This is a genomic window from Amycolatopsis endophytica (assembly GCF_013410405.1).
Classification (GTDB): Bacteria; Actinomycetota; Actinomycetes; order Mycobacteriales; family Pseudonocardiaceae; genus Amycolatopsis_E; species Amycolatopsis_E endophytica.
On sequence record NZ_JACCFK010000001.1, the window covers coordinates 1 to 15,251 of the forward strand.

9 protein-coding genes and 3 pseudogenes are annotated in these 15,251 nt (G+C 70.5%); 1 reads left to right on the plus strand and 11 read right to left on the minus strand.

The features are described from left to right. The 8 genes and pseudogenes from HNR02_RS36935 to HNR02_RS00035 form a co-directional block, all read right to left on the minus strand. Positions 1-455 (minus strand): annotated as a pseudogene (locus HNR02_RS36935) (M23 family metallopeptidase); the annotation flags it as partial. Between the two features lie 8 nt (positions 456-463). Further along, a pseudogene (locus HNR02_RS00005) lies at positions 464-1,464 on the minus strand (replication-relaxation family protein). A gap of 32 nt (positions 1,465-1,496) precedes the next feature. After that, a pseudogene (locus HNR02_RS36685) lies at positions 1,497-4,031 on the minus strand (DUF8128 domain-containing protein). A gap of 19 nt (positions 4,032-4,050) precedes the next feature. Next, positions 4,051-5,916, minus strand: a complete 1,866-nt coding sequence (locus tag HNR02_RS00015) for a VirB4 family type IV secretion system protein (RefSeq protein WP_179771175.1) — start codon at positions 5,914-5,916, stop codon at positions 4,051-4,053. Continuing rightward, a complete protein-coding gene (locus HNR02_RS00020) occupies positions 5,916-7,079 on the minus strand; it encodes a PrgI family protein (RefSeq protein WP_179771176.1) in 1,164 nt (387 codons plus the stop codon). The genes HNR02_RS00015 and HNR02_RS00020 overlap by 1 nt, the downstream gene beginning before the upstream one ends. Continuing rightward, positions 7,076-9,157, minus strand: coding sequence for a TrbL/VirB6 family protein (locus HNR02_RS00025; RefSeq protein ID WP_312860856.1), 2,082 nt, complete (start codon positions 9,155-9,157; stop codon positions 7,076-7,078). Before HNR02_RS00025 ends, HNR02_RS00020 begins: the two co-directional genes overlap by 4 nt. A 64-nt stretch (positions 9,158-9,221) precedes the next feature. After that, complete coding sequence (locus HNR02_RS00030) at positions 9,222-9,593, minus strand: pilin (RefSeq protein WP_246338470.1); 372 nt, start codon at positions 9,591-9,593, stop codon at positions 9,222-9,224. After that, positions 9,584-10,546 carry a hypothetical protein gene (locus HNR02_RS00035; protein WP_246338471.1) on the minus strand — a complete coding sequence of 321 codons (963 nt, stop codon included), beginning with the start codon at positions 10,544-10,546 and terminating at the stop codon, positions 9,584-9,586. Before HNR02_RS00035 ends, HNR02_RS00030 begins: the two co-directional genes overlap by 10 nt. A gap of 862 nt (positions 10,547-11,408) precedes the next feature. Here HNR02_RS00035 and HNR02_RS00040 point away from each other — a divergent pair. Beyond that, positions 11,409-12,167 carry a hypothetical protein gene (locus tag HNR02_RS00040; RefSeq protein WP_179771177.1) on the plus strand — a complete coding sequence of 253 codons (759 nt, stop codon included), beginning with the start codon at positions 11,409-11,411 and terminating at the stop codon, positions 12,165-12,167. On the opposite strand, the gene HNR02_RS00045 is transcribed toward HNR02_RS00040, so the two are convergent. From HNR02_RS00045 to HNR02_RS00055, 3 genes are read right to left on the minus strand one after another with little or no spacing between them, the layout of a single operon-like run. Then, positions 12,083-13,699 (minus strand): integrase, encoded by a 1,617-nt coding sequence (locus HNR02_RS00045; protein WP_218902546.1) that lies wholly within the window; start codon positions 13,697-13,699, stop codon positions 12,083-12,085. The genes HNR02_RS00040 and HNR02_RS00045 overlap by 85 nt on opposite strands. A gap of 5 nt (positions 13,700-13,704) precedes the next feature. Beyond that, complete coding sequence (locus tag HNR02_RS00050; protein ID WP_179771179.1) at positions 13,705-14,028, minus strand: helix-turn-helix domain-containing protein; 324 nt, start codon at positions 14,026-14,028, stop codon at positions 13,705-13,707. After that, a complete protein-coding gene (locus HNR02_RS00055; protein ID WP_312860857.1) occupies positions 14,029-15,108 on the minus strand; it encodes a tyrosine-type recombinase/integrase in 1,080 nt (359 codons plus the stop codon). Between the last annotated feature and the right edge of the window lie 143 nt (positions 15,109-15,251).

Sequence of the window (15,251 nt, forward strand, 5' to 3'; positions counted from 1 at the left end):
CTGCGCGGCGCCGGTGACGCTCATCTGTTGCCAGTTCGGCACGGCGAGCAGGTGCTCGTAGAACTGGGTGGCGGCGTAGCTGGGGTTGAGGATCTGCGCCGGGGTGCCCCAGCCTTGCGAGGGCCGTTGCTGGAAGAGGCCGAGGCTGTCCCGGTCCCATAGTCGAGGTTGTGCAGCCGGGACTCCTGCATGGCCGCGGCGATGGCGATCACCCACCCGTACTCGGGCACTCGCATCTGCTTGCCGACGGCGACGATGGTGGCGGCGTTGGCAAGCTGTTCGGGGTCATATCCCGCGACTCCGGTCGCGGGGCTGGCACCGGCGGGAGCACAGTCAGCACCGCCACCGCTGGTGAACAGGGAGGCGACCACACCGGCGGCGGCCGCGCCGATCAGAACCGGAATGAGCAGCACCACGGCCGCCGCGACCGCCGCCGTCTTGACTGAAGCGGACACCTGCGCGCCTACCGCTGTGGCGGGGGCGGCATCGGCGAGGGCGGAGGCGGCACCGGGCCGGGCGCGGTGTCGTCCGCGGCGACCGGTGGCGGGAGGCCGGGCCAGGCGTCGGCGAGGCCGGCGAGTGTCCGTCGGCGCAACGGCCCTCGGGGTCGAGGGGAAGCCAGACCTCGTCGGCGGGGCTCGGGTGTGCGGCGTCGGGGTCGAGCAGGGCGGCCGCCGCGGTCGCGACGGGCACGGTGTGCGGCTCGGTCAGCTGAGCCTGAGCTCGGGCGAGTACCCGGCGGGCGTTGACCTCCCGGCGCGAGGTCGGCAGCCACACCAGCACTGGGGTGGTGATGCCGGTGGCTTCCGCCAGGGCGGCGTAGCCGGACAGTTTCCCGGCAAGCTTGGCCAGGGGCTCGGTGCCGAAGTCGTACTCCAGGAACCACTCGATCTGCCGGTCCCCCTGCTGCCACCGGCCGTAGGCGTCGGGCCGGACGAGGTCGCCGAAGTGACGGCTGCACCGTGTCTCGGACCACCAGGCCGTCAAGGCGCCCGGCTCGTGGCGTGCGCGGGCGACGAGGGTGGTGAACCACTCGTTCACCCCGACGGTGTGTGCGAGCCGCAGGCTGTGTGCGACGGCGAAGGCGCGGTCGTGCCGGTAGCCCATCTCCTTGACGTCCCGGCCGTCCTCAGCGGCGAGCACCGTGGCGCCGGCCGGGGCGAGCACGTAATGCATCGGCGCTGTCCCGACGGTGACGAACGGCTGGAAGCGGTCCACCACGCCCCACAGGTAGAGCTCGCGCAGCCGCTGGCGTCCTGACCTGAAGCTGGGAAACGCGAGGGCGGTGACCTGGTGCGAGGTCAGGACCCGGTGCTCCCACAGCATCCGGGCGATCCATTTGTCCCGCGGCGTCAGCCGCACCGCCAGCGCAGCCTGGTGCTCGGCCGAATTCGCGACGCGCGGGCTCGGGCGAGCGGGCCTGTGTCCACGCAGCGCTCGCTGGGGAGTCGGGTTGGTGATCAAGGTCGCCTCCAACGAGGTCAAGTTGGATGGGTTCAGCTGCGCCGCCGGGGATCAGCGCTGTGTGCGCCGGTGACTCGCTCGGTGCGGTTGGCGGGTGCCGCGCTGCCCGGCGACCTACCGCTCAGCCTCGTGGTGCCGAGCCTGGTGACGGGCGTGGCGCGACGAGCGGCGGCGCGGATTGCGCGTGCGCGACCGGGAACCGGTGGCGGGAGCGGCAGGGTGCGAAGGGTGAACGGCTGTGCCTCTTCGCCGTTCAGGACGAGTCGGGCGGCGGCGTGGTAGGCGCCGAGGTGGGCCAGGTCGTGGTCAGATAGCCGTGGCGCGGTGTGGCGGGCCAGCTCACGTGCGTCTTCGGGCGAGGCGTTGAAGAAGATCTTGCTGCGTGCGTTGGTCGAGATACCTTCGCGGAGTTCGCGGGGAAGCTGGCCGAGGTGCTGGTGCGCCAGCGTCATCGAGGTTCGGAACCCGCGGGCCTCGGCGAGCATGTCCTCGATCGGATAGGGCAGGTTGAGGAAGTTGTGGCACTCGTCGATCACCAGGCTCGCGTCCCTGCGACGACGCTGAGGGATGCGCGCGCGGCCGGTGATCGCCTGCCAGGTGCGCGCCACGACCAGCGACCCGACCAACCGGGTGGTCTCCTCCCCCAATGAGCCCTTCGGGATTCGCACCAAACAGATGCCACCATCGAGCACTTGGTCGAGGTCGACTGTGGAGTGTCCTCCCGCGATGGCGGCGCGGACGAAGGGGCGCAGCAGGAAGGCGCGGAGCTTGTTCATCAACGGGCTGATGACCTGCGAGCGGGCCGAGTCGGTGAGCTCCTCATACCAGGACCAGAAGCCACGTAGGACCGGATCGGTGATGCCGGCGGTGACGCGGCTGCGGAAGGCTTCGTCGGCCAGCAGTTTCGGCAGGTCCGCGAGGGTGGCGACGCCTTCCTGGGACCGGAGGGTCAGGCAGGCCGCGCGCATCACGTCGTCGGTGCGCGGGCCCCAGAACGCTGAGTAGACCCGGCGGAACACGGAGACGAGGTTGTCCACCATCAGGTCGGTTTCGCCGCCGTCCAGCGGGTTGAGGCATGGTGGGCGGACCTTGCTGTCGGCGTCGAAGAGCACGACCCGGTCGGCCGCGGAGCGGGGTAGCCGGGACAGGACGTCGGTGACGAGATCGCCTTTGGGATCGATCAGGACGGTTCCGCGGCCGGCCTCGGCGTCGGCCAGGACGATCGTGCCAGCAAGGTCGATTTGCCGGAGCCGGTCGCGCCTAGGCACGTGCAGATGGTTGTCGGGCGTCGGGGACTCGCAGGGCGACGGGCCGTTCGTGCGCGTGTGTCGTGACGCCGAGCGGTTTGGCTTCGGGCCCTGGGACGGCGATGCCAGGTGGAGGCGCAATGGCGCGGGCCCCGGCGCGCTGCAGCCCCGGGATGGCCTCGTCGGTCGGAGGTGGGCTATCGCGGCCAGCTCAGGCACCGACAGCAGGTCGCCCCGCGCCAGAAAGCCGGGAGCCGATCACCTGCTCGGGGCGGCGAAGGCGGTGTCGCGTGTAGTGGTTGTGCTCGGTGTAGGAGGCGAACGATGCGGCGAGGGCGTGTGCGCGCCCGCGGGCGACCTCTCGGGCTGCGCTGACAGCGTCGGCGTCGGCACTTGAGGGGAGGATGGTGGCGACGGCGTAGCGGACGACGTCTCGAACTGGCTGCCGCGCTGCTTGGCGACGATGCCCGTTTTGTGCCGCGTACTCGAGCGAGGTTTGCGGGTCGCTATGCAGAGCACCGGTCTTCGTGCGGTGCAGCGTCGTGCGGCGGGTTCGTGACATCCAGGGGTGACCGCGTCCAGCAGGCGGCCGACCAGCCCGCACCGAACTGCCGGTGTGGACCTGCCGGGCGGCGCGGCGGGCTCGTTGGACGCGGCGGCCGGTGACCGGGCGGGCCAGGACCTGCACGCAGGCGTGCTCGTTGCGACCCAGTCCGACCGGCGCGCCGATCAGCGCGCGGATCGGGTCGGCCTCGAAGGCCGTGCGAATAGGCAGTGCCTCCGACCGCGCGAGCCGCAGCTCGCCGCCGACTACGAGCCGCCGCTCGCCGTCGCGGGAGCTGGCAGTGGCGGCTCAGCAGGCCGCACCTGGGTGTGGGCGCCGGGCCACGTGGCCTCGAGGGCGCGCTCGACGAGGCCGGGTGGGATGGCGCCGGGCACCCACAACCGGATCGCAACCCCTGCCTCGGAGAACACGTACTCGCAGGCCACGTGCGGTTGTCCGGTGAGCGCCCGTCGCCAGCCGGGCCGCAGAAGGCCCACGAGGTTGGACCACAGCGCGGCGCCGCCGGCTGGATCGACGGTGGGAGGGGCGAGCACGGTGACTTGACGTGCGTCGGCGACGAGTCGCTCGTGGCACCGTCGCGCCCACCACCTTCGCCCGGCGAAGAGCGTCGCGATAAGCACGGCGAGCACCGGCACGGCGATCGGGCCTTCATCCACGGCGAGATCGCGGAGTCGGCTCAGCAACGCGACCAACGCACCAGCAGGGTCACGCAGGTAGTTCTCTAGCCAATCGGCGGAAGCGGAACGTATCCACATAGGACGCGTCTCCCAGTGATCAAGGGGCATCGAGGCTGATTTCCTCGCCCTCGACGGGCTGAGGACCGAGGTCGACGAACGCGGCAGCCTGGTCGTCGTCTTGCTCGGCGAGTTCGACCGGATCGCTGGTGATCAGGTAGTGCTCGGTCGGCGACGCCATGCTCTGGAAGGCCACGCGCTGGGTTCCGGTCGACAGCAGTCCCTGGCCGCGGTCGGCTGCGAGCAGGAACTGGCGTTCTCCGGCGGAGAGGGTGAAGGTGCGGGCGATCTCGTCGATGGCTTGCGGGGCCTGCCGGAGCAGGATCTGGGTGGCCGCGTTGGCCACGACGGCTTTGCCGAGGTCGGTGCCGAGGACGTCGTCGACGTCCTGGGTCGCCACTGTCAGACCGGCCCAGTACTTGCGGAAGGCTTTCGCCGAACGGAACAAGAACTCGGCACCGGCCTTGTCTTGCAGCAAAAGCCATGCCTCGTCCACCGCCACCATCCGCGGCCGGCGGATCGCGGGGTTCGACACTCGCCGCCAGATGACGTCGAGCGTGAGCAGCGTGCCGATCGCTTTCAGCTCGTCGGGCAGGTCGCGGAGGCTGAACACCACGAGCTGTCCCTCGGGTTGAACGGTGCTGGGCCCGTCGAAGAGCTGCTTGAACGCGCCCTCGACGAACGGATGCAACCGCGCGGCGAGCTCGCGGCCGGCACCGTCACCGGAGCTAGCGAGCTTTTCTCGCAGTGTGCGCAGCTCGGGTGAGGGTCGGGTCCAGGTGCGGGGATCGGTGGTGATGCCCACGCTCTGGTAGGTCGCGGCGATCGCGCGGTCCAGCGCGGCCCGCTCGGCTGCCGACGGTTCACCGCCGAGAAGAACTTCGATCGCGGTGTGCAGGAACAGGCTGCGCCGAACGAGCGCGTCCTTCGGTGCGGTGCGTCGTCCGTCCGGCCGCGTGTGGATGGGCAAATCGAACGGGTTGAGCCGAACTCCGGGCACGCCGAGGTGGACGTTGGTTCCCCCGACGGCGGCCGCGAGCCGGGCATACTCGTCCTCCGGATCGACAACGGCGACCTCGATCCCGCGGTACAGCGAACGCAGCAGCTCCAACTTGACCAGGTATGACTTCCCCGCGCCCGAGCGGCCAAGGATGACCGAGTTGTGGTTGTGCATGCCCTCGCCGAAGCGGTCCCAGTGGACCAGCCCCTGGGAGCCGATGTTGTACCCGTAGAGCACCCCGGCCGGTGCCGCGACCGAGGTCGGATCAGGCGCGGGCAGGTCCGGGCTGGTGAACGGGAACGCGGCCGACAACGCTGCGGTGTCGAAGGTGCGGCGCATGCCGATCAGGTCCAGGCTCAGCGGCAAGGTCGACACCCACCCCTGGAGGCTGCGGTAGGTGGTGTGCTTGGCGTCCAGCAGCAGGCTGGCGCACAGTGACCGCAGTGCCGCGACTTCCTCGGCGAGAGCGCGTTGGGTGGTGGCGTGGATGGTCAGGTACAGCCCGACGCGGAACAGCTTGCCCTCGCCTCGGGCGACGCGGGAGGACAGGTCGTAGGCGTCTTCGGTGGCGGCCTCGACGTGGGGGTCGAACAGCCGGCCGTGCTCGGCGGTGTGGCGTCGGCCGGCCTCGAGCTTGGCGAGCTGCTTCTTCAACCGGGCGGCGGCGGTGGCAGGGTCGATCGGCTCGACGTGCACGGAGACGTCCAAGCGGCCGGGGTAGGTCAGCAGCGGAGCCAGCCAGCCGGGGTGCACCTCGCGCGGGTAGCCGATGACCGCGAAGCTGGCGACCCATTCGCCGCCGACCTCCAGGTGCCGCGCCCCCACCGACAGGGCGTCCGGCGTGAATGCGGCTGCGGCCGGGGAGGCCGGTTGGCCAGGCCGACGGTGGTGGCTGCGATGGCGCATCAGAACTGCTCCTCTCGCTCGTCCTCGTAGTCCCAGTCGTCCTCGCCCCACGCGGGCTCGTCCTCTGCACGTGCATCCGCACGCCACCGGGCGGCGTCGTCATCCGCCGGGTCCGAAGCGGTAGTGATGACCTCATCCGCGCCGGCGAGCCCGGCTGATGGGGGCAAGAGGCTGTCGGGGTTGCACGCCGAGGCCAGGACCGCGGTGGCCTGCCCCGCGTCGAGCGGGGTCACCGTGATCCCGGCTGGGGACAGCAGCTCCACGGCTTCGGTGAGGCGGCGCACCAGGCGTGACTCGGCCGCTCGTCGTGCGGCGGCGTCGGCCTGGCCGGGCGTCCGGTTGCGGCGGCCCTGCAGAGCGGCCAGCGCCCCAGGGCCGCCGAGTCCGTCAGGAGGGTCGGCTGCGGCGAGCGGTTCCCGCAGCACGAGCAGCACCTGCCGTCGCAGCAGATCGGACTCCTGCCCGAGCTGGACCAGGTAGTCGGCGTGCTCGACCGCGGCCGCTTCCAACGCCGGGTGCGGCAGGCCACCCGCGCGCTCGCGCAGCTCGGCGATCTGAGCGGAGAGGTCGAGACGCTCGGTGCGCACCAGCACCTGGACCGGGGCGGTCAGTGAGTGCAGGTAGCGCCCGAACGAGGCGACCAGTGCCTCCTGCTCGGCCGGTGTCCGGAGCGCGAAGTTCACCGTGCTCGCGACGGCGACGACCGTCAACCCGTCCGGGCCCAGGTCCACCACGCCGGTCTCCGTGACTGCCTCAGCCGGCAGGCGCAGCGCGGTCGGGGAGACGGGTTCAGCCTCGGACGCTGGCCCGCGGCGGCCGGCTCCCTGGTCCGCGTTCGCGGTGAGCCACGCGGGCGCCGGACGGACGCCTTCCGGCGCGGCGACGCGGTGTCGCGGAGCGATCCGCTGGCGGATCGCGGCGATCAGGAGCTTGTCCAGCGGGACACCGTCGCGCTTGCCCAGGGCGAGCATCACCGACGCCGCGCCGACCGGAACCGCGAAGGCGGCGAAGAGCGGGATCGGCAGGAACGCGCGCGTGACGAGCCACACCAGGTACAGCGCCGCTCCGGCCGCGGCGAGGATGCCCAGCTGGCGCGCGGTGAGCGGGCCGAGCACGCGGTCGTGCATGTCGACGTCGGCGGGAATGCGAACGGGTTCGGTCATGACGTGCTACCTCCTGGCTTGCGCCGTCGCACGTTCGTCGGCGGTGGCGGGGTCACGCGCGGGGGCGGCGTCTTGGCGGGCTTGGGCAGGTCGAGCGGGAGTCGCAACTGCCGTCCGGCCTTCGGTGCACGTGGCTTGGGCGGTGGTGGCGGCGCGGGCTTGGGCGGCACGTGTTTCAGGCCGTCCAGGGGCAGCGGGTACTGACCGGACCGGGTCGGTCGGTTGCCCTCGTAGGGGTCAAAGGGCAGCGGCGGCTGGATCACGCGCCGGCCGGTTCCGCGACGAGCGGGAGGCGGTGGCGGGCTCGCCGGCCGAGGCACCTTGCGCAGTCCGTCCAGCGGCAGTGGGTACTGGCCGGACCGGAGCGGCCGGTTGCCCTGGTAGGGGTCGAACGGCAGCTCGAGTTGTTTCCCGGTGCGCCCGCGAGGCGCCCGTCGACCGCTCGTTCCCGCAGCTCCCGTGGCCGCTGAAGGTGGCGCTGCGCGCGGAACGTCGAAGGGCAGGCGGTACTGCCCGTCGCGGCCGAGCACCGGCTTGTTTTCGGGCCAGTCATCGCCCAGCGGCAGCGCCAGTTGACGACCGGGATTGCGCGGTGGTGGTTTCGGCTCCGGAGTGTTCTTCGGTGTGGGCTTGGGCCGGGTCCGGCGCAGGCCCGGCAGCGGCAACACGTACTGCCCGCCCGCGGTGGTCCTCGGCTCCGCTGAGCGCGTGGACGAGCTGCCAAGGCTGTTGCCACCGCCGGTAGCTCGGGGCCTCCGGGGCTTTCCGCCGCCCCCGCCCAGAAGCCCGAACGTCTTGTAGGCGAGGAAGCCCCGGACGAGCGATCCGATCAGGCTGCGGCCGCCTCCACCGCGGATCGAGCCCAGGATCCAGAACGGGATTTTGAGCAGGATGTACATCAGCGCGAGAGCGACGAGCAGGTTGATGAGCCCGGAGGCGGTCGGCCCGAACACGGTGAATCCGCCGGGGGTGAAGAACACCTTCAACGCGGTGATCAGGGTCAGGCTCTGGCCGAGCTGGATCGCGAGGCAGCCGCCGTAGGCTTTCCACCACCAGTAGGCGATGCCCTCGGTCTGCGGCAGGGCGTGGAACATCAGCGCCAGCGGCGCGGCGACGATGAGGATGATCGTCAACGCGACTCGCACGACGTAGGTCACCAGCAGCGCGACGAGCAAACCGGCCAGGACGAGTCCGATGAAGATGATCCACATGCCGCCTTTGAGTGAGCCCATGACGAGGTCGCGCAGAGCCACGCCGGCGGCACTCGCGTCGAGCCCGCCGCCCATGATGGCGGCGACGAGGGCGTTGGCGATCTGGATGCCCTTGGTGGCCACCCACAGGCTCAACGCACCGGCCAGGAACCCCACCACGAGGCGCGGCGCGATCTCCTTGGCCGAGTGCCGGGTCTGGACGGTCTGGTAGCCCATCACGATGACACCCGCGATGAGAATCAGCAGGGCGTAGGAGACGAGCAGGATCTGCCAGGAGTTGTCCCACAGCTCACCCACCCGCGGCAGCGAGTCCGGCGTCGGGGTGGTCAGCAGCGTCTTGGACAGCAGTTCGAGCAGCGGGTTGAGCGCGCTCTCGACGATGCCGCGGAAGAACCGGTCGATCACGTCGGTGATGCAGGCGCCGATGTTCGTGAGGCCGCAGTCGTCGCCGGTCTCCTCGTCCGGAACGGGCTGTTCGGCACCGGGCGCCGTGGGCGGTGTGCTGGTGCCGGGCTGCGGGATGCAGCCCTCACCCGTGCACGGCGGAGCGGTCGAAGTCGGCGACGGAGGGCACCCGTCCTGCAGTGAACCGGGGAAACAGGTGACCGAGGTCGGCGCCCCCGTCGGCAGTGGCAGGGGCACCTCGGGCAGCGACGGTGCTGTGGTCGGCGCAGGCCGCGAGCACAGCGGCAATCCGGGCTCACATGGCTCGACAGTCGGAAGCGGCAGTGGTTGCGCGGCAGCCGGCGGCGCCATCGACGAGCCGGGGTTGAGCGCAGCGACGGCAAGCGTGCCACCGAACAGAACGACGAGGCTCACCGCCAGCCCCACCAGCGCCCGGCCACGAGTCAGCTTGGGTAACCGCACCTTCCGGCGTGATGGCGGAGCGGTGAGTGCTCGACCGTCCGGCGTGTTCGAGGGGCGCATCGCGTCAAGCCCCCACGATGCCTTTGAGCACCTCGACGACCAGCGGGGCGAGCGCGGCCAGAACGTAGCCGATGCCGGCGGCCTTGAACGCCTCCTTCGCCTTCTCCTGCTCCCCCGGGTCGCCGCCGCCGAACACGCGCCGGACACCGCCGATGGTGAGGAACACCGTCGCCAGCCCGGCGAGGATGCCCATCAGCCAGTTGCGGATGTTGTTGAGGACTTCCTCGACGCTGCCCGCGAGCGCGAGCACCACGGTGTCCCCGCGGGCGCTCGCACCAGAGGTCAGCAGGGCGAGCACGACGAGTTCGGCCAGCAGCAGCGCCCGGCGGCGCCAGTGGTGCGTGCGCGGCAGGCGAGGGGTTCGGGTCAGGCGCATCGCGGCTCTCCCGGAGTCGAGCCCGGCCGCCGCTGCGGCTGCTCGGGCGAAGGGGTGGTGTTCGCACGGGAGGCTGGTCTCGTCCCGCACCCCTGAACTCCGGAAGACGCGCCCCGTGGGGACACGTGCGCGCTGGGTTTCTTGCCCGCCCGCGCGCGCAGAGTGGTTACGCGCGGTGATGGTTGGACGTCGGTGATGGCCACCGTGTCGGCCACCCGAGCCGCGACGTCGCACTCGCGATCGGCGGTGTCCGCGTCACGGCGAAGGTCCTCGCGGAGGTATGCGACGAGACGCCGCTCGGCCCGTTGCCTGGCCTTCTTCGCGGCTTGATACGACACGTCGCGCTCCGCCGCGGCATCGGCCAGCGGCACTCCTTCCAAGCGGGTGGCGCCGATCAGCTCGGCCTCCGCCGCGGTAATCGCGCCCTCGGCCACCGCGCGGGCGAGAACGAAATCGGGGTGCCCCCACGGCGGTGGCGGCAACGTCGAACGGAAGCCGTGACCGGATGGCACGGGGGCGTCCAGCGCCTCGCGGACGCACGCGTGCCCGGCGCGGTAGGCAGCCCACCGAAGCCGGAGCATGATACGCGGCCTGCGCAGGTCGATCGTCTCGAGCTCGGCGACGAATCCGGCGAGCACCGCCGCATGGATGTCACTGGGATCGCCGGCGAACCTCGCCGACAGGGTGGCGGCGATCGAGGTCAGCGCGGGCAGCGCGACGCCCACCGCGCCGACCGTCCAAGTGCCGCCTTCGGTGCGCGCCAGCAACACCAGGTGCGCCCACACCGCGTCCCGCAACGTCTGCGGACAACGAGGCCGGAGCAGCCGGTCACGCAGCTCGTTGAGCGGCACACGCCGCCGCGGCAACCCGGCGAACAACCGGCCATCGACCGCCACCGGATGGTCCCCGGTGACCAGCCACTCGAACGCCGCGCGGGCGGCGTCCAACGGCATCGCAGAACGCTCGAAACCCGAGCGCGGAACGGCATCACGTGAATTCATCAAGTGACTCCCAAACGGGCCGGAACAACGACCTACCCAGGACGCCACAAGAGGTGTTACCAACCGCTGACCGAAGTGGCACCGGACAAGTACCGACGGCAAACCGACGATCTTCAACCCGTCACATCGAAGATCGTCTTCGACCGACCCCTGTACTCCCTCAAGATCAGATGCGCCGCCCTGTAATTGCCTTCTACCTGCACCTTTTCCCCATCGGTACTAGATCGGTACCAGTTTGGTCAGCGCTCGAATCCGCCACGGCCACGGTGCCGCCGCATCTCGATGCCCCGGGGTAAATCCACTTGATTACGCACCGAGCTCACTATTTGCCGGCCCGCGGATAAAGGTTCCCCAAGACGTGTCCCCGCCAAGCGGTTCTTTCGGAGTTCAGGGGTGTCATCAGCGCCACGCACAAACGGACGCGCTCGCCTTCTCCGAGGGGATACCCGTGACCACGCCCGACCGTCCCGGCCGCCGCACACCCCGCAAGCGATCCGACTCGACGCACCCGTCCCCGACCCGCGCCGGCCGACGCCGCATCAGCGACCGCAGGCCCTGGCCAACCGCCCCGACCACCACTCGGCCCAGCCCCGGCAAGCCCGCGAACACCACTCGCCGCTCGCGTTCACAAGGCGTCGCTCCGATCCCAACTCCCGCGACTGTGTGGCCTGCCGGTTCGTCCGCCATCGACCTCAACGCGACATGGCCCGCGGCCCTCATCAATCGGGTCGTCACCGCCTTCAGCACGCCCGGCGCGCAGGTCGTCCTACTCCCCTGGCCGTCGCCACCGGGGCCGCGTCCGAAGCTCACACCCGTGGGTCCTGGCGGCGTCATCGACCGCGCTCCCGACGCCGATCCGGATGCCGAACTCACCGATGCCCTGCACGCCGTCGAACGCCTCGGCCGCACCGCTCACATCGAACGCGTGTCACACCCGGCGACCACCGGCACGTCGAATTCAGCACCCTTTTGGGCGGACCTGATCGGAGGCACCGATCCGACTCCGGAGCTGGTCCCTACCACCTCGGCAGTCCCCGCAGACGACGACATGACGGGGGACGAGACAAAGCACAGCAGTGGTGATGATCTGATCATTTCGAGCTTGCGGCCCGGGCTCTCCGGCGACCACTCCGCCGACCTCATCGCACTGTTCGCAGCCTGTCGGCTCCGGCTCGGCGGCATCCTCGTGGTGCTCACGCACTGTGACTGGACAACCGGCCAGCTCACCGACCCGACCGGAGCCATCGTCGCGGCCGGACAGAACGCCGACTTGCTCTACCTCCAACACATCGTCGCCGTCCACACGCCCGTCCGGGACGGCCAATTCGACCTCCCCGACGAGCACCCTGACCGGGCCGACGACAGCACTCGCACGCGGCACCGCGCGCGAGTGCGCGGGCTTCCGCTCCCGCATCACCGCATCCACCCGGACGTCCTCGTCTTCACCCAGGCCCAGAGTCCCGTGGGTTCACGCGAAGCGAAGGGATTTCAGGACGAACCCACGGGTCGGTTGCGCCGATCTCTGGGGGCGGGCCGGTCGGTTCGTGAGGAACTGGGCGAGGCGTCCTCGTGAGGCTGTTCGAGGAGTTGCCGGGCGGAGGCCGTGTAGCGGACCGCGGTCTTGGCGTCGAGGTCGAACACCTCGGAAAGGTGCAGCGGGTCAGCGCCGCTGACGAGGGCCTCGTCGAGTTGCCTGTCGATGCGCAGCCGCTCCAGGGACGCGGGCAAGCCGCGCAGCGTCGTGTTGGCCCAGACGTGACTCACAGGTCCCGTGCCAATCGCGGTCATCGCGTTGATCATGAGATGGGGGTTGGCCGTGTTCGGCCAGTTCCGTCGACGGTGGTCCGACCAGGCGAGCAACGTCTGGTGGCTCAGCTCGCTGAGCGGCTGGTTCCTCCCCGCGATGGTGATGCGCCAGTTTCGCAGGTCGAGGTCGGTCAGGTGCAGGGCGCGGATCGCGCTTGGCCGGGCGGCGTGCACGGCGGCCAGGACAACGAAGACACGTGCCTGGGGTGTGGTCGCGGCGCGAACCGTGCGGGTGATCTCGTCGGCGGTGAGCGGTTGCAGGACACCAGGTTCGACTTGGCCGACCCGGATGCGGTTGGTGGGGTTGGCGAACACGACGCCCTGACGTTTGGCCCAGGAGAACAGCGACCGCAACGCCACGAGCGTGATCTGGCGCCGGATGCCGTGCGACGGGGCGATCGCGGCCACGACCTCGTTGCGGGTGATCTCACGCAGGTGGTCGTGGTGTTCCGACCACGCCAGCAGCACCGGTCGCAGCAGGTCGATGTAGCCGCGCAGGGTCCGGTGGTTGCGGGCGCGGGTGCGCGGCCCGCCGGTGTGCATCAGCTGCACCCGTCGGCGGGTCTCGTCACGGATTCCCGGGGCGATGTCGGTGAGTTTCGCCTCAAGCCAGCGGGCAAAGGTGGGCTGGCGATCGTCGAGCAGGATCCCCATGGTCTGCAGGATCTCGGTGGTCTGGGCGAGGCTGGAACCACGACCGGTCAGCATGGGGTGATAGCTGGAGTAGCGGATCAGTTCGCCGTCGACGTAGCGCGTCAGCAGCATGGTGAGGTTGCGGGTCAGAGTCCGCGTCAGTTGCGGGGTGAACCCTCGGGCCTCGGCCATCGTGGTGGCGAGGTGCAGCGCCCAGCACAGCCACTCGTTGGTCGGGGGCTGCCGGTCTCGCCGGTCGACCATGCCGTAGCGGTAGGTGCGGCGCAGGTCGGGCAACAGCAGCAACTGCGGCTGCGGCAGTGCGCGCCGGGGCCTGGTCACCGCCACGGCCTCGGGTACCTTCGTGCGAGGGCTGGCGGCGCGCTGCAGCGGCATCCCAGCGAAGCACAGCTGGTGGTGCCGCACCTGCCGGACGTACGGCAGCAGCATCGTGTTGGGGCCGGTGGGCCGGTCCAGCTGCGCCTGTGCCCAGCAGGGCCGGCAATGGCCCTTCAACAGCGGCAGCCGGCGTCGGCAGGCACCGCAGTTGGAGACCTCCGGGTGGCGGGCGGCGAACTCCGAGCATGGCCTGCACGCCGCGTCGTGCCAGAGCACGCCCCAGGCGAAGCAGGTGCTGCAACTGTCCGCGTCGCGATGTGCAGGCACCCCGATCACGCCGGGGGAAGCGAGCGACCGTCCCGCCGCCGGGGGACCACCCGCGCGGCCCCTGGCACCGCCGCAGCCGGTGCGCTCTCCGCCTCGCCCGGTGCTGCGACCTTGTCGGGTTCGGGCAGCAGGAGTTCGCCGACCTCGCAGCCCAGAACCGCGCAGATGACGTCGAGGTCGTCGAGCTTGATCGAGGCCGGCTGCCCCGACCACAAGCCGGACATCTTCCCGGCCGAGATCACCAAGCCACGCTCGGCGAGGCTGCGTTGCAGCTCCGAGGCCTTCCAGATGCCGCGGTTGGCCGCGGCAAGACGCAGGTTCCAGCGCACTCAGATCAGCCCTTCCAGCCGTCGCGCCGCCCGCAGCTGCCCAGCAGCCCAGGCGTCTTCGATCCGGGTCCGGTGGACATGGACGTAGCGCATCGTCGTGGCGATCCAGGAATGCCCCAGCAGTTCCTGGATCGCGATGAGGTCCATGCCGTCGTGGTAGAGCTGCGAGGCGCAGTAGTGCCGCAGCACGTGCGGGGTGAGTGCGCCCGGCCAGCTCGGCAGGTGGTCCCTCGCCGCGGCGGCGAGTCCGCGCCGCAGCGCGTCATCGCCGACCCGCGAGCACGACCCGTCGCCGTTGCACCGCTCGGAGGGAAACAGCGGTGCTCCCGGCCGGGTGTGGTCGTCGTCGAAGTGTCCCCACACGTCCTCGACGTACCAGCGCAGCGTCCGATCGGCACCGTTGATCAGCGGCACCATCCGCTCCTTCGGCCCGGAACCGCGCGACCCCTTGCCATGGCGGACGTGGATCTTCCCGAACCGCCCGAGGTGCCACTTGACGTCGCTCAGGTCCAGCCCGCAGACCTCGTTCACGCGCAGCCCGACCTCGGCCATCAGCCGTGCCGCGGCGTAGTTGCGGGCGGTCGGCGCGTACTTGCGGCAGGTCGCCAACTCGGCCGACCAGCCGGCGAACAGTGTCATCGTCTCGGCCGCGGTGGGCGGAATCCGCAGCTTCGCCTGCTTGGCGCCGCGCGGCCGGTTCATCTCATCCAGCGGGCAAGCCACCACCCGGCCGGTCATGGCGTGGATCTCCACCTGATGCCGCAGCTCCAGGTAGGAGAAGTAGGTCGTGATCGCCTGCGCCCGCGCCAGTCGAGTGCCGCTGGGAACTCCGCGCAGCACCCGCCCGAAGTACGCGTCGCCATCCGTGGGCTCCATGTCCCACAACGGCTTGCCCAGCCACGCCCGCACTTGATCCAGATGCCCGACATCACCACGGATAGTGCTGTCGGCCAGACCCGCGGAGGCACGGGCAAGCACGAACCCGGCCAGCACGTCGGTCTCGAAATCGACGAGCTCCTCCGGACTCGTCGGCGCCCGCACCTCGCGGACATCGCGTACCACCGCCAGCGCCAAACCCACCGCCCTCACCTTCACCCCTGCAGCAACAACCTCGACCAGATGGAGATCGGCTCATGAATCCTGAAGTTGAGTCATCGCGCCTCACGACCACCCAAACGGGAAAACACGCCCAGGCCCAGGCGAGCACATCGCCCACGCACGTC